Below are 14,584 nucleotides of genomic sequence, written 5' to 3'. Positions count from 1 at the left end.
CCCGTCAGCGCCGGGGGGCCGCGGCCCCGAGGGCGATCCGGTGCTCGCCCGCGTACACGTTCATGTCCTCGCCGCGCAGGAAGCCGACCAGCGTGAGACCGGTCTCCGCGGCCAGGTCCACCGCCAGCGAGGACGGCGCCGAGACCGCCGCGAGCACCGGGATGCCCGCCATGACCGCCTTCTGCGCCAGCTCGAACGACGCCCGCCCGGAGACCAGCAGCACCGCCCGCTCCAGCGGCAGCCGCCCGTCGCTCAGGGCCCGGCCCACGAGCTTGTCCACCGCGTTGTGGCGCCCCACGTCCTCCCGTACGTCGAGCAGCTCGCCGTCCTCGGAGAACAGCGCCGCCGCGTGCAGACCTCCGGTCCGGTCGAAGACCCGCTGCGCCGCCCTCAGCCGGTCGGGGAGCCCGGCGAGCAGCTCGGGCGTGAGCCGGACGGGGGGAGTGTCGGCGATCGGGAAGCGTGCCGTGGTCCGTACGGCGTCCAGGCTGGCCTTGCCGCACAGCCCGCACGACGACGTCGTGTAGACGTTCCGCTCCAGAGTGATGTCCGGGACGGGGACACCGGGCGCCAGCTGCACGTCCACCACGTTGTAGGTGTTCGTGCCGTCGTCCTTGGCGCCCGCGCAGTACACGATGTTCCGTACGTCGGAGGCGGCGCCGAGCACGCCCTCGCTGACCAGAAAACCGGCGGCCAGCGCGAAGTCGTCGCCGGGCGTGCGCATCGTGATGGCCAGCGGCCGGCCGTTCAGCCGGATCTCCAGCGGCTCCTCGGCCACCAGCGTGTCCGGGCGTGCGTTGACGGCCGCGCCCCGGATCCGGATGACGCGCCGTCGCTCGGTGACCCGTCCCATGTGGTTACACCCGATTCTGTACGTGCTGGAAGCCGAAGCGGCCCTTGATACAGAGGTTGCCATGGGTCACCGGGTTGTCGTGCGGGGAGGTGACCTTGACGATCTCGTTGTCCTGAACATGCAGGGTGAGGTTGCAGCCCACCCCGCAGTACGCGCAGACCGTCGTCGTCTCCGTCTGCGCGGCCTCGTCCCAGGTGCCGTCCGCGCGCATGTCGAACTCCCGCCTGAAGCTCAGCGCGCCCGTCGGGCAGACCTCGATGCAGTTGCCGCAGTACACGCACGCGGACTCGGTGAGCGGCCCGTCGTGCTCCACGGCGATCCGGGCGTCGAAGCCACGGCCCGTCACGGAGATCGCGAAGGAGTTCTGCCACTGGTCGCCGCACGCGTCGACGCACTTGTAGCAGAGGATGCACTTGTCGTAGTCGCGGACGTAGAGGTCGTTGTCGACGCGCGGCTCCTCGCCGAGACGCCGGGCCTCCGGGCCGAAGCGGTCGGGCTCCGCCCCGTACTCCTTGATCCACTCGGCGGCGCGCGGGGTCGTGGAGAGGTCCACCGAGGAGGCGAGCAGCTCCAGGACCACCTTCCGGCTGTGCCGGGTCCGCTCGGTGTCCGTGCGGACGACCATCCCGGGCTCGGCGCGGCGCGAGCAGGCCGGGGCGAGGGTCCGGGCTCCCTCGACCTCGACGACGCACACCCGGCAGGCGTTCTTCGGGGTGAGCGTGTCGCCGTGGCAGAGCGTCGGCACGTCCTTCCCGGCGGCGCGGCAGGCGTCGAGGACCGTGGCACCCTCGGGGACGCGCACGGGGGCGTCGTCGAGCGTGAACTCCAGAAGACGGCGGGGCGGGGCGAGCGGAATCGTGGTCACCGGTAGACCCCCAGACGGTCGATGGCGGACTCGACGGCGTTCCACGCGGTCTGGCCGAGACCGCAGATCGAGGCGTCGCGCAGGGCCTGGCCGACCTCGCGCAGCAGCGCGATGTCACCGGCCGCCGCCGCGCCGGTGCGGTCCTTGATCCGGTGCAGTGCCTCCTCCTGGCGGACCGTGCCCACCCGGCAGGGCACGCACTGGCCGCAGGACTCGTCGCGGAAGAACTCCGCGATGCGCAGCAGGATCCGGGGCAGGTCCACGGAGTCGTCGAGGACGAGGACGACCCCGGAGCCGAGCGTGGTGCCGGCGGCCCGGGTGCCCTCGAAGGTGAGCGGGATGTCCAGCTCGTCCGGGCGGACGAACCCGCCCGCCGCCCCGCCGAGCAGCACCGCGCGCAGGGTGTCCGGGCGCCCCGCGAGAGCGAGGAGCTCGCCGAGGGTCGCCCCGAACGGGAGCTCGTACACACCGGGACGGCCGACGTTGCCCGACACGCAGAAGAGCTTGGTCTCGGTGGCGCGGAACGCCTCGGCGCCGCGGGTGAGGACCGGCAGGACGTTGACGAGCGTCTCCACGTTGTTGGCGGCCGTCGGCCTGCCGAACAGCCCCTTCTCCACGGGGAAGGGCGGCTTGGAGCGCGGCTCGCCCCGGTACCCCTCGATGGAGTTGAACAGGGCCGTCTCCTCACCGCAGATGTACGCGCCGGCGCCGCGGCGTATCTCGATGTCGAAGGCGAAGCCGCTGCCGAGGACGTCGTCGCCCAGCAGCCCGCGCGTCCGGGCCTCCTGGATGGCGTGACCGAGCCTTCCGAGGGCGCGGGGATACTCGCCGCGGATGTACAGATAGCCCCGGTGGGCACCGACGGCGTACCCGGCGACGGTCATCGCCTCGACGAGCGCGTACGGGTCGCCCTCCATGACCACGCGGTCCTTGAAGGTGCCCGGCTCGGACTCGTCGGCGTTGCACACGACGTAGTGGGGGGATTCGGGCTGGGAGGCCGTCGCCTGCCACTTCCGCCCGGTCGGGAACGCGGCCCCGCCGCGCCCCACGAGCCCGGACTCCGTGACCTCCCTGACGACCCCGGCGGGCCCGAGCGCGAAGGCCCGCCGCAGCGCGGCGTATCCGCCGTGCGCCCGGTAGTCGTCCACGCTGCCCGGATCGACGACCCCGACCCGCCCGAGGAGCGTGAGCCCAGGGTGTCCGGCCTGCGGGACGGCCATGACGGCGGGTGCCTCGGGCGCGGTGGCCTCGGGCCGGAGGACGGCCCGGGCGAGCTCGTCGGCCGTCGCTGGTGCGACGACGACGGCCAGGCGGGTGCGGGGGAAGGCCGGGGCGACGGTGGTGGACCCGGCGCCGCGGGTCGTGCCTCCCGGTGCGACGGAGTTCTGGAAGGCGGCCGCTGTCGGCTCCTGGCCGCTGAGCGCGCCGAGCAGGGCGGTGCCGGGGCCGGGAGGGCGCTCGGACGGGCCGTCGGTCTCGGGCCCGGGCAGGGAGGGGGGCTCGGGTGGCCCGGGCGGGGAGGGGGTCCCGGTGGGCCCAGGCAGGGAAGGGGGCTCGGGTGGCGCGGGTGGCCCGGGCAGGGCGGAGGTCCCGGGTGGCCCGGACGAGCCGGGGATCTCGGATGGCCCGGGCGGGCCGGGGATCTCGGATGGCCCGGGCGGGCCGGGGATCTCGACGGGGGCGGCGTCCGCCCCCGCCCGTACCAGCAGCGCCGCCGGGGCCCGTTCGCACAGGCCCAGGCACGGGCTCGGTTCGAAGGCGACGCCCTCGGCCGTGAGGCTCGCCGTCACCGCCGCCGATCCCCGCGCCGCGCACGTCAGGTCCGTGCAGACGTGGAGGACCTGCGCCGGGCGCGGCCGTACCGCGAACATCGCGTAGAACGTGGCCACCCCGTACGCCTCCGCCGGCGGCACCGTGAGCCGCCGGCACAGATAGTCCAGGCCGCCCTCGCTGATCCACCCCACCCGGTCGTTGAGCGCGTGCAGCCCCGGCAGCAGCAGGTCCCTGCGCTCCCGGGCCTCCCGTCCGCCCCGCGCCCACCGCAGATCCGCCGCCGAACGGTCGTCCGCGCCCTCCCACGCCGACCGCGGGGGACCGAGGACCGCGTCGACCGCCTCCCGCTCCTCGTCCGTCGGCCTGGCGTCACCGAAGCGCAGATCCATCCTCCGCCACCTCCGTCACCCTCTCGATCCGTATCGCCGACGCCTTGAACTCTGCCGTGCCCGCGATCGGACAGTTCGCCTCGATCGTCAGCTGGTTGGTGTCGACCTCGTCCGGAAAGTGCATCGTCATGAACGCGAGTCCCGGCCGCAGGGCGGGGTCCACCCACACCGGCGCCACCACCGACCCGCGCCGCGAGGTCACCCGTACCTCCTGGCCCACCGCGACCCCGTACCGCTCCGCGTCCTCCGGGCACAGCTCCACGTACTCACCGCGCCGCAGCGGGGACGCGAAACTCCCGCTCTGCACACCGGTGTTGTACGAGTCGAGCCGCCGGCCGGTCGTCAGCCGGATCGGATACCGCTCGTCGGTCAGATCGACAGGCGGGTCGTGCCGGACGATCCCGAACGGCGCGAGTCTGCCGCGTCGCCCGGGATCCGGCTCCCACAACCGGCCGTGGAGGAAGGACGGTTCGAGCCCCTCCAGGTCCGGGCACGGCCACTGGATGCCCTGGTGCTCCTCCAGGCGGTCGTACGTCATCCCCCAGTGGTCCGGCGACAGCGCGCGCAGCTCGTTCCAGACGGCCTCCGCGTCCGGGTACCCCCACTCCTCGTGGCCGAGCCGCCGCGCCAGCTCGCAGATGATGTCGATGTCCTCGCGGGCCTCGCCCGGCGGCCGCACCGCCTTCCGTACCCGCTGGACCCGCCGTTCGCTGTTGGTCGTCGTGCCGTCCGTCTCGCACCAGGCCGCCGTCGCCGGCAGGACCACGTCCGCGAACTCCGCGGTCTTCGTCAGGAAGATGTCCTGCACCACCAGGCAGTCCAGCTTCGCGAGCCGCCCCATGGCCTGCGCGCTGTCCGCCTCCGACTGTGCCGGGTTCTCGCCGATGCAGTACACGGCCCGCAGCTCGCCGCTCTCCATCGCGTCGAACATCTCGGTCAGGTTCCGCCCGTAGCGCGGCTGGATGCCCACGCCCCAGAAGGACTCGAACTTCTCCCGCACCTCCGTGTCGAGGATGTCCTGGAAGCCCGGCAGCCGGTTCGGGATCGCGCCCATGTCCCCGCCGCCCTGCACGTTGTTCTGGCCGCGCAGCGGCTGGACCCCCGAGCCGTACCGTCCGACGTGCCCGGTCAGCAGCGCCAGGTTGATCAGCGCGCGGACGTTGTCGGTGCCGTTGTGGTGCTCGGTGATGCCGAGCGTCCAGCAGAGCTGGGCACGTTCCGCCCGCGCGAAGGCGTGCGCCAGCTCCCGGATCGCGGCGGCCGGAACGCCCGTCACCTTCGAGGCGGCCGTCAGCGTCCACGGCTCCACCAGCGCCCGGTACTCCTCGAAGCCGGTCGTCGCGCGCTCCACGAACGCCCGGTTGTACAGGCCGTCGTGGACGATCTCCCGGCCGATGGCGTGCGCCAGCGGGATGTCCGTACCGACGTCGAGCCCGAGCCAGCTCTCGGCCCACTCGGCGGTCGAGGTCCGGCGCGGATCGACGGCGTACATCCGCGCTCCGTTCCGTATCCCCTTCAGCACGTGCTGGAAGAAGATCGGGTGCGCGAAGCGGGCGTTGGAGCCCCACATGACGATCACGTCGGTGTGCTCGATCTCCTCGTACGAGGAGGTGCCGCCGCCCGAGCCGAAGACCGCCGAGAGACCGGCGACGCTCGGCGCGTGACACGTACGGTTGCACGAGTCGACGTCGTTGGTGCCCATCACCACGCGCGCGAACTTCTGCGCCACGTAGTTCATCTCGTTGGTCGCGCGGGCGCAGGAGAACATCCCGAACGCGCCCCGTGCCGCGCGGAACCCGGCCGCCGCCCGCTCCAGGGCCTCGTCCCAGCTCGCCGGCCGCAGCGGCCCGCCCTTCTCGTCCCGTACGAGCGGGTGGGTGAGCCGGGTGTACGTCTTCGGTTCGCGGTTCCGCTTCTTCATGCCGTGCTCCTGGACTGGGTCGCGAGCAGGTCCGACAGGGCGTGGACGGTACGGAGCGCCGGCACGGGCACGTCGGTGACGTCCGCCAGCTCCACCACGGCGGCGAGGAGCACGTCCAGCTCCAGCGGCTTGCCCCGCTCCAGGTCCTGGAGTGTGGAGGTCCGGTGGTCGCCGACCCGCTCGGCCCCGGCGAGGCGGCGCTCGACGGAGATGTCGGGGCGGCAGCCGAGGGCGGCGGCGACGGCCAGGGTCTCGTGCATCATCTGCTCGATCACCTGTCGTGTGCCGTCGTGCAGGCACATCTGACGCATCGTCGCCCGGGCGAGGGCGCTGATCGGGTTGAAGGAGATGTTGCCGAGCAGCTTGATCCAGATGTCGTGGCGCAGCTCGGGTTCGACGGGGCACTTCAGCCCTCCGGCGCGCATCGCCTCGGCGAACACCTCGCAGCGTGCGGAGACCGAGCGGTCGGGCTCGCCGATGGAGAACCGGGTGCCCTCCAGGTGGCGGACGACCCCGGGGCCGCTGAGCTCGGTCGCGGCGTAGACGACACAGCCGATGGCCCGTTCGGGGGCGAGGACGGCAGAGACCGTGCCGCCCGGGTCGACGCTCTCGACGCGATGGCCGTCGTGCGGGCCGCCGTGGCGGTGGAAGTACCACCAGGGGATGCCGTTCTGCGCGGCGACGACCGCCGTGGTGCCGTGCAGGAGCGGCGCGATGAGCGGCCCGCACGCCGCGTACGCGTTGGCCTTCAGGCCCAGGAAGACGAAGTCGACGGGGCCGACGTCGGCCGGGTCGGCGGTGGCGTGCACCCGGGCGGTGAAGTCGCCGCGCGGGCTCTCGACCCGTACACCGTGCTGCCTCATGGCCGCGAGATGCGGTCCACGGGCGATCAGATGGACATCGGCGCCGGCGCGGTCGAGCGCGGCTCCGACGTAGGCGCCGATCGCACCGGCGCCGAGGACTGCGACCTTCACGTGCGGATCTCCGTTCGGTCGAGGGAACCGTGAGGGAGGACGTGCGAGTATGTGTCGACGAAATATTGTCTACAGTATGGAGTGAGGGTCGACAAGGGGTCGGGAGGCCGCCCGTTCCCCGCCGTTGTCACGGTCTCCCAACAGGTACGGGCGAATCTTGGTGGTTTACGTGCCCGGTTACCGATCAGTCGCTGGCAAGACTGGGTGGTCCTGCTTCCGCTTGAACCGCGCAAGCGCACCATGCGTCACCTGAACCAAGGGGGTCCCGGGCATGACGGGCACTCGTATCGCCGCGCTCGGGCACTACCAGCCCGCCAAGGTCCTGACCAACGAGGACCTGGCCAAGCTGGTCGACACCAGCGACGAGTGGATCAGCAGCCGCGTCGGCATCAGGACCCGTCATATGGCCGGACCCGACGAACCGGTCGACGAACTCGCCGCCCACGCCGCGGGCAAGGCGCTCGCCGCGGCGGGTCTCGGTCCCGACGACATCGACCTGGTCCTCGTCGCCACCTCCACCGCGATCGACCGTTCGCCCAACACCGCGGCCCGCGTCGCGGCCCGGCTCGGCATGGGCTCGCCCGCCACCATGGACCTCAACGTGGTCTGTGCGGGCTTCACCCACGCCCTCGCCACCGCCGACCACGCGATCCGGGCGGGCGGGGCCCGGCGCGCCCTGGTCATCGGCGCCGACAAGATGACCGAGATCACCGACTGGACCGACCGCACCACCTGCGTACTCGTGGGGGACGGCGCGGGCGCGGCGGTCGTCGAGGCCGTGGAGGACGGCGCCGAGCCCGGCATCGGCCCGGTGCTCTGGGGTTCCGTACCGGAGATGGGCCACGCCGTCCGTATCGAAGGCACCCCGCCGCGGTTCGCGCAGGAGGGCCAGACCGTCTACCGCTGGGCCACCCAGCAGCTGCCGGCCCTCGCCCGCCAGGTGTGCGAGCGATCAGGGATCGCGCCGGAGGAGCTCGCCGGCGTCGTGCTGCACCAGGCCAACCTGCGGATCATCGAGCCGCTGGCGGCGAAGATCGGCGCGGTCAACGCGGTCGTCGCCCGCGACGTGGTCGAGTCGGGCAACACCTCGGCCGCCTCGATCCCGATGGCGCTCGCCAAGCTGGTCGAGCGCGGGGAGCTCCCGTCGGGCGCGCCGACCCTCCTGTTCGGCTTCGGCGGCAACCTCTCGTACGCCGGGCAGGTCGTCCGCGTTCCGTAGCTCGCGTGCCGCGACTCGCCTGCTGGGGCGCGGGTTCCGTGGCTCGTGTTCCGGCCGAGATCACGCGGGGCCGTATGCCTGGACATGAGCGCCGGTAGACTGTAGACGATAGCCAATCTGTGCTGATCGCCTACGGCGTACGAGGGGGCCGCGATGTTGTCCGCAGGACTGCCGCAAGGGGCCGTGCCCAGGCTGGAGCGGCCCGGGCCGCTGCGCGACCGGGTCTACGAGGCGTTGCTCGAACTGATCACCACCCGCGCCCTGCGCCCCGGTCAGCACCTGGTCGAGAGCGAACTGGCCGGACACCTCGGGGTCTCCCGACAGCCGGTCCGCGAGGCGCTCCAGCGGCTGAACACCGAGGGCTGGGTCGACCTCCGGCCCGCGCAGGGAGCCTTCGTCCACGAGCCGACCGACGAGGAGGCCGACCAACTGCTCTCCGTCCGTACGCTCCTGGAGGCCGAAGCCGCCCGGCTCGCCGCCGCGAACTCCGGCTCGGCGGGGATCGCCGCCCTGGAGGAGCTCTGCGCGAAGGGGGAGCGGGCCGTGGCGGACGACGACGTCGATCTGGCCGTGGCGACGAACGCCGCCTTCCACGCCAAGGTCATGGAGCTGGCCGGGAACCTCGTCCTGTCGGAGCTGGCCGGTCAGGTCGACCGCCGCGTCCGCTGGTACTACACGCCGGTCGCCCGGCAGCGCGGCGAGCAGTCCTGGAAGGAACACCGGGAGCTGATCGCCGCGATCGCCGCCCGTGACGAGGCCCGCGCCACGACGGTCATGCGCGCCCACACGGAGCACACCCGCGCCACCTACCGCGAGCACAGCCAGGGCTGAGGTGTTCCCCGTTCGGCGGAGCCCGGTGGCGGCGCGCCCGGGGCCGCCCTAGCTTCGGACGGGGCGAGGGACATCACCCGCCGTACGCGGCAACGGGCCGCCGGGCGTTCCTCGTGTGATCTGGAGGATCGCCATGCGCGCGATACGTGTTGCTTCCGCGGCCCTGCTCGCCACGGCCGCCCTGTCGCTCGGGGCGGCGACGTCCGCCCTGGCCGACGAGGGGACCGGGAGCGACGCGACGCCGAGCGTGGGCGCGCGGGCCGGCGGTGCGAAGGGAGACCCGACGGACGCCGGCGGCGCTCAGGCGGACCCCGCTGACCCGGTCGCCCCGGTGGACCCGGTGGATCCGGTCGTCCCCGTGGACCCGCTGGATCCGGCCGTCCCCGTGGACCCGCTGGACCCGGCCGATCCCCTCGGCCCCGTGGGGGCCGGCGCGTCCGGCGACGGGGTGCCGTCCGCCGACGGCACCGCGAGCAACGTCACCTCCTTCGGCTTCTCCGTCACGCCCGCGACGGTCTCCCCCGGCGGCTCGGTCACCCTCAAGTCCGACGGCTGCGAAGCCTCTTCCGTGACCGTCTCCTCCGGCGTCTTCGACACCGTCACGCTCACCGAGGGCCGGGCGGGCACCGCCACCATCGACGTCGAGGCGAAGATCGCCGCGGAGTACCAGGTGACCTTCGACTGCAAGGGCGAGAAGGGCACCGCTCCTCTCGTCATCGCCGCCGGCTCCCCCGGTCACTCGACGGGCGGCCATGACACCGGCGCGCACAAGGGCGTCAAGGCCGGCTTCGGCGGCGGCGCGGGAGAGCTCGGCGCCACGGAGGTCGCCATCGGCGCCGCGCTGATCGCGGGCGCGCTGGGCGGCGGCGGTGTGCTCCTGACACGCCGTCGCGGTACCGACGACCTCGCCTGAAACGGCTCCTTCGCCCCGGTGTGACGAGATCCGGGGCGGGGGAGCGTCGTCCACGTACGACGGGAGTGCGGATCGTGCACGGGTCGAGCGGACTGTCCAGGCGCGGCGCCTGGGGCGTCGTCGCCGTCGTCCTGCTCGTGGGCGTCCATCTGGTCCGGGGCGGTACGGAGGAGTGGCGCGCCGGAGGCCCCCCGCAGCCGCTCGCCGCCGCGGCCCCGCAGCGCGCCGCCGCCCTCGCTCCCGCGCCCGGCCCCGGCGCACTGCGCGCCTCCCGCCCCACGCGCGTCCGCGTGCCCGGCGTCCGTATCGACGCGCCCGTGACGCCGGTCGGGCTCGACACCGAGGGCTGGATCGACACCCCGCCTGCGCACGAGACCAACCTCGCCGGCTGGTTCACCGGCGCCGTCACGCCCGGCGAGAAGGGCACGGCGGTCGTCGTCGGCCATGTCGACACCCCGGAGGGGCCGAGCGTCTTCTACGAACTCGGAGCATTGGCCAAGGGCCAACGCGTCGAGATCGCCCGTCAGGACGGCCGGACCGCCGTCTTCTCCGTGTACGGCATCGAGGTCGTGCCGAAGGAGGGCTTCCCGGCCGAGCGGATCTACCAGGGTGGTGCCCACCCCGAGCTGCGCCTTCTCACCTGCGGCGGAGGCTTCTCCCGGCAGAAGGGCTACGACGGCAACGTCGTCGTCTCCGCCCGCCTCGTCGAGGTGCGCTGACCCCTGGGCCGGAAGGCTTTGTCCTCACTCGGGAAAAAGTCGGACCGGATTGCTGCGCAACTTCTTCCCAGTCCCGGACGCCACTGCTACGTTCCCCTCGAAAGCCCGGCGGCGAGCCGACCGAAGGGCTTCGCCGACTCGTCAGGGGAGGGGCGCGTGAGACGCATGACGGCACGACCCGCCAACGCGCACCAGGCGCGGCTGCTCCGCCTACTGCGCGACGGAGGTCCCAACTCCCGTGCGCAGCTGGGCGATCAGATCGACCTGTCCCGCTCCAAACTGGCCGTCGAGGTCGACCGGCTCCTGGAGACCGGCCTCGTGGTCGCCGACGGACTCGCCGCCTCCCGCGGTGGCCGCCGGTCGCACAACATCCGGCTCGCTCCCGAACTCCGCTTCCTCGGCATCGACATCGGAGCCACGTCCGTCGACGTGGCCGTCACCAACGCCGAGTTGGAGGTGCTCGGGCATCTCAACCACCCCATGGACGTCCGCGAGGGCCCGGTCGCGGTCTTCGAACAGGCGCTCGCCATGGCGTCCAAGCTCCGCGCCTCCGGCCTCGCCGAAGGCTTCGACGGGGCCGGCATCGGCGTCCCCGGTCCGGTCCGTTTCCCCGAGGGCGTCCCGGTCGCGCCTCCGATCATGCCCGGCTGGGACGGCTTTCCCGTACGGGAGGCGCTCAGCCAGGAACTGGGCTGTCCGGTCATGGTCGACAACGACGTGAACCTGATGGCCATGGGGGAGCAGCACGCCGGCGTCGCCCGCTCGGTCGGCGACTTCCTCTGCGTCAAGATCGGTACGGGCATCGGCTGCGGCATCGTCGTCGGAGGGCAGGTCTACCGCGGTACGACGGGCAGCGCCGGGGACATCGGGCACATCCAGGTGGAACCCGACGGCCGCTCCTGCGCATGCGGCAACAAGGGCTGCCTGGAAGCCCACTTCAGCGGCGCCGCCCTGGCCCGTGACGCCGAGGACGCGGCGCGCGCGGGCCGGTCGGACGAGCTCGCCGGACGCCTCGCGGCGGCCGGCCGGCTCACGGCGGTCGACGTCGCGGCGGCGGCCGCCGCGGGCGACGCCACCTCACTCGCCCTCATCCGTGAGGGCGGCAACCGGGTCGGGCAGGTCATCGCCGGACTCGTCAGCTTCTTCAATCCCGGTCTGGTGGTGATCGGCGGCGGGGTCACCGGCCTCGGTCACAACCTTCTCGCCAGTGTCCGCACCCAGGTCTACCGCCAGTCCCTCCCGCTGGCCACCGGCAACCTCCCCATCGTGCTGGGCGAGTTGGGCCCGACCGCCGGAGTGATCGGCGCGGCCCGCCTCATCAGCGACCACGTCTTCTCCCCGGCGTAGCCGTCTCCCGGGTGGTCGTGGGCACCCGTGCCGCCGGGGCGGCACGGGTGGGCGCGCCCCGCCCCGCCGGCCCGCGCCCGCCCGTGCCTCCTCACCCCGCACCCGCTCAGGCGCACACCCGCGTCAGCCGGCCCGCCCATCCAGCCCCATCCAGCCCCACCCGTCACCACTCGCCCAGGCGCCACCCGCACCCGCCGAGGGGAACCCCGTCATGCCCCCAGAACAGCCACCCCTGCTCACCATGTCCGCCATCACCAAGTCCTTCCCCGGCGTCCGCGCACTCGACGGCGTCGACCTCGACGTCGCCCCCGGGGAGGTCCACTGCCTCCTCGGCCAGAACGGCGCCGGAAAGTCCACCCTGATCAAGGTCCTCGCCGGCGCCCACCAGCCCGACGGCGGGAGCATCACCTGGCGCGGTGAAGCCGTCCAGCTCCGCTCCCCGATCGCCGCCATGCGCCTCGGCATCGCCACCATCTACCAGGAACTCGACCTCGTCGAAGGGCTCTCCGTCGCCGAGAACGTCCATCTCGGCCACGAACCCACCACCGCCGGATTCGTCGTCCGCGGCCGCGCCGCCAAGGCGTCCACGGCGTCGCTCCTCAAGCGGCTCGGCCATCCCGAGATCGACCCCGCCCGCCGCGTCGGCGACCTGTCGGCCGCACAGCAGCAGATCGTCTCGATGGCCCGCGCCCTCTCGCACGACGTCCGTCTCATCGTCATGGACGAACCGTCGGCCGCCCTCGACCCCGACGAGGTCGACAACCTGTTCCGCATCGTCGCCGACCTCACCGCCGACGGGGTCGCCGTCGTCTACATCTCCCACCGTCTGGAGGAGATCCGCCGCATCGGCGACCGGGTCACCGTCCTGAAGGACGGCCGAGCCGTCGCGGGCGGCCTGCCCGCCGCCTCGACACCCACCCGGGACATCGTCGCCCTGATGACCGGCCGCAACGTCGAGTACGTCTTCCCGCCACGCCCCGCCGAACCGCCGGCCGGCGCGCCCGTGCTCCAGCTCCAAGGCCTCGCCAGGGAAGGCGAGTTCGCCCCCGTCGACCTCGAACTGCGGCCCGGGGAGATCGTCGGCCTCGCCGGGCTCGTCGGCTCGGGCCGCTCCGAGATCCTGGAGACGGTGTACGGCGCCCGGAAGGCCACCGCCGGACGCGTCGTCGTCGACGGCCGCGCCCTGCGCCCCGGCAGCGTCCGCGACGCCGTCCGCGCCGGGCTCGGTCTCGCTCCCGAGGAGCGCAAGGCGCAGGGGCTGCTCATGCTGGAGTCCGTCACCCGCAACGTCTCGGTCTCCACGCTCGCCCGCTTCTCGCGCGCAGGCTGGATCGACCGTACCGGCGAACGCGAGGCCTCCCGGGCGGCCACCAGGGAACTGTCCCTGCGGCCCGACAACCCCGACGCCCCGATCCGTACCCTCTCCGGCGGAAACCAGCAGAAGGCCGTCCTCGCCCGCTGGCTCCTGCGCGGCTGCCGCGTCCTCCTGCTCGACGAGCCGACCCGGGGCGTCGACGTCGGCGCCCGCGCCGAGCTGTACGCCGTCATCCGCCGCCTCGCCGACGACGGCCTCGCCGTCCTCCTCGTGTCGAGCGAAGTGCCCGAGGTCCTGGGCCTGGCCGACCGTGTCCTGGTGCTCAGGGAGGGCCGTGTCGTCCACACGGCCCCGGCCCGCGAGCTCGACGAACACCGTGTACTCGACCTCGTGATGGAAGGGAGCCCCACGTCATGACGCTGTCCACCGCCAAGGACACCACGGCGCCTGCGCAGGAGGGCGGCCGGCGCCCGCTCGGGCTGCGGGCCGACGTCCGCAACCTCTCCCTGCTCGGGGTACTGGCCGTGCTGATCGCGGTCGGCGGCTTCACCCGGCCCGACGAGTTCCTCGCCGTCTCCAACCTGCAGCTCGTCCTCACCCAGGCGTCCGTGATCGGCGTCGTCACCGTCGGCATGACCTTCGTCATCACCAGCGGCGGCATCGACCTCTCCGTCGGCGCCATCGTCGCCCTCGCCTCCGTCTGGGCGACCACACTGGCGACACAGGAGTACGGATTCGCCGGCATCCTCTTCACCGCAGTCGTCGTGGGCGTGGGGTGCGGCCTGGTGAACGGGCTGCTCATCGCGTACGGCGGAATGGTCCCCTTCATCGCGACCCTCGCCATGTTCGCCTCGGCCCGCGGTCTCGCGCTCCAGATCACCGACGGGCGCACGCAGATCGTCAGTGTGGACTCCGTCCTCGACCTCGGCATCCCCGACGCCTACATCCTGGGCGTCCCGCCGCTCGTCCTCGTCTTCGGCGCCGTGACCGTCGCGGGCTGGCTGATCCTCAACCGGACCACCTTCGGCCGCCGTACGGTCGCCGTCGGCGGCAACGCGGAAGCCGCCCGCCTCGCCGGCATCGACGTACGCCGGCAGCGCCTCTACCTCTATCTGCTCTCCGGTCTGTGCTGCGGCATCGCGGCCTTCCTGCTGATCATCCTGTCCGGCTCCGGCCAGAACACCAACGGCAACCTGTACGAACTCGACGCCATCGCCGCAGCGATCATCGGCGGCACGCTCCTCACCGGCGGCCGCGGCACGATCGTCGGCTCCGTCCTCGGTGTCCTGGTCTTCACCACGATCACCAACATCTTCGCGCTCAACAACCTGCAGAGCGACGTCCAGCAGATCGCCAAGGGCGCGATCATCGTCGCCGCCGTCCTGGTCCGGCACCGCACCGCGCGCCACGGCGAGACCTGACCTCCCCCCCCACCTCATCCGCCCCGTCCTCCCCATCCGCCCCA

The 14,584-nt window shown here is 72.9% G+C and carries 12 protein-coding genes; 7 read left to right on the top strand and 5 right to left on the bottom strand.

Annotated features, from left to right (window positions below; all coding sequences use genetic code 11):
- Window positions 1–4: 4 nt before the first annotated feature.
- From fdhD to ACFVGW_RS02035, 5 genes are read right to left on the bottom strand one after another with little or no spacing between them, the layout of a single operon-like run.
- Window positions 5–853: a formate dehydrogenase accessory sulfurtransferase FdhD gene (gene fdhD, locus ACFVGW_RS02055; protein WP_383289942.1), complete on the bottom strand. Its 849-nt coding sequence runs from the start codon at window positions 851–853 to the stop codon at window positions 5–7.
- 4 nt (window positions 854–857) lie between these two features.
- Window positions 858–1,718, bottom strand: a complete 861-nt coding sequence (locus ACFVGW_RS02050; RefSeq protein ID WP_385850348.1) for a 2Fe-2S iron-sulfur cluster-binding protein — start codon at window positions 1,716–1,718, stop codon at window positions 858–860.
- The gene (locus tag ACFVGW_RS02045) at window positions 1,715–3,880 is read right to left on the bottom strand and encodes an NADH-ubiquinone oxidoreductase-F iron-sulfur binding region domain-containing protein (RefSeq protein WP_385850347.1); all 2,166 of its coding nucleotides are present in this window, start codon (window positions 3,878–3,880) and stop codon (window positions 1,715–1,717) included. Before ACFVGW_RS02045 ends, ACFVGW_RS02050 begins: the two co-directional genes overlap by 4 nt.
- Complete coding sequence (locus ACFVGW_RS02040; protein ID WP_385850346.1) at window positions 3,861–5,801, bottom strand: molybdopterin oxidoreductase family protein; 1,941 nt, start codon at window positions 5,799–5,801, stop codon at window positions 3,861–3,863. The genes ACFVGW_RS02045 and ACFVGW_RS02040 overlap by 20 nt, the downstream gene beginning before the upstream one ends.
- Window positions 5,798–6,775 (bottom strand): 2-dehydropantoate 2-reductase, encoded by a 978-nt coding sequence (locus tag ACFVGW_RS02035; protein WP_385850345.1) that lies wholly within the window; start codon window positions 6,773–6,775, stop codon window positions 5,798–5,800. The genes ACFVGW_RS02040 and ACFVGW_RS02035 overlap by 4 nt, the downstream gene beginning before the upstream one ends.
- Before the next feature lie 271 nt (window positions 6,776–7,046).
- On the opposite strand from ACFVGW_RS02035, the gene ACFVGW_RS02030 reads away from it, so the two are divergent.
- The 7 genes from ACFVGW_RS02030 (at window position 7,047) to ACFVGW_RS02000 (ending at window position 14,540) form a co-directional block, all read left to right on the top strand.
- Window positions 7,047–7,994, top strand: a complete 948-nt coding sequence (locus ACFVGW_RS02030) for a beta-ketoacyl-ACP synthase III (protein ID WP_352188152.1) — start codon at window positions 7,047–7,049, stop codon at window positions 7,992–7,994.
- Between the two features lie 153 nt (window positions 7,995–8,147).
- Entirely contained in the window at window positions 8,148–8,825 is a 678-nt protein-coding gene (locus ACFVGW_RS02025; RefSeq protein WP_383289933.1) for a GntR family transcriptional regulator, read from the top strand.
- A gap of 133 nt (window positions 8,826–8,958) precedes the next feature.
- Entirely contained in the window at window positions 8,959–9,738 is a 780-nt protein-coding gene (locus ACFVGW_RS02020) for a hypothetical protein (RefSeq protein WP_385850344.1), read from the top strand.
- Window positions 9,739–9,812: 74 nt separating this feature from the next.
- Entirely contained in the window at window positions 9,813–10,457 is a 645-nt protein-coding gene (locus ACFVGW_RS02015) for a class F sortase (RefSeq protein WP_385850343.1), read from the top strand.
- A 165-nt stretch (window positions 10,458–10,622) separates the two neighbouring features.
- A complete protein-coding gene (locus ACFVGW_RS02010) occupies window positions 10,623–11,804 on the top strand; it encodes an ROK family protein (RefSeq protein WP_383219967.1) in 1,182 nt (393 codons plus the stop codon).
- Between the two features lie 211 nt (window positions 11,805–12,015).
- Window positions 12,016–13,536, top strand: a complete 1,521-nt coding sequence (locus ACFVGW_RS02005; protein ID WP_383219968.1) for a sugar ABC transporter ATP-binding protein — start codon at window positions 12,016–12,018, stop codon at window positions 13,534–13,536.
- Window positions 13,533–14,540, top strand: coding sequence for an ABC transporter permease (locus ACFVGW_RS02000; RefSeq protein WP_385850342.1), 1,008 nt, complete (start codon window positions 13,533–13,535; stop codon window positions 14,538–14,540). The genes ACFVGW_RS02005 and ACFVGW_RS02000 overlap by 4 nt, the downstream gene beginning before the upstream one ends.
- Window positions 14,541–14,584 lie beyond the last annotated feature (44 nt).

It is taken from the genome of Streptomyces sp. NPDC127129 (genome assembly GCF_042671585.1).
In the GTDB taxonomy this organism is placed as follows: Bacteria; Actinomycetota; Actinomycetes; order Streptomycetales; family Streptomycetaceae; genus Streptomyces.
This window is presented reverse-complemented; position numbering and strand designations above follow the sequence as displayed.

Coding starts and splice junctions, on each gene's coding strand:
- fdhD (WP_383289942.1), bottom strand. CDS start 853: ATGGGACGGGTCACCGAGCGACGGCGCGTCATCCGGATCCGGGGCGCG.
- ACFVGW_RS02045 (WP_385850347.1), bottom strand. CDS start 3,880: ATGGATCTGCGCTTCGGTGACGCCAGGCCGACGGACGAGGAGCGGGAG.
- ACFVGW_RS02040 (WP_385850346.1), bottom strand. CDS start 5,801: ATGAAGAAGCGGAACCGCGAACCGAAGACGTACACCCGGCTCACCCAC.
- ACFVGW_RS02030 (WP_352188152.1), top strand. CDS start 7,047: ATGACGGGCACTCGTATCGCCGCGCTCGGGCACTACCAGCCCGCCAAG.
- ACFVGW_RS02025 (WP_383289933.1), top strand. CDS start 8,148: ATGTTGTCCGCAGGACTGCCGCAAGGGGCCGTGCCCAGGCTGGAGCGG.
- ACFVGW_RS02020 (WP_385850344.1), top strand. CDS start 8,959: ATGCGCGCGATACGTGTTGCTTCCGCGGCCCTGCTCGCCACGGCCGCC.
- ACFVGW_RS02010 (WP_383219967.1), top strand. CDS start 10,623: ATGACGGCACGACCCGCCAACGCGCACCAGGCGCGGCTGCTCCGCCTA.
- ACFVGW_RS02005 (WP_383219968.1), top strand. CDS start 12,016: ATGCCCCCAGAACAGCCACCCCTGCTCACCATGTCCGCCATCACCAAG.
- ACFVGW_RS02000 (WP_385850342.1), top strand. CDS start 13,533: ATGACGCTGTCCACCGCCAAGGACACCACGGCGCCTGCGCAGGAGGGC.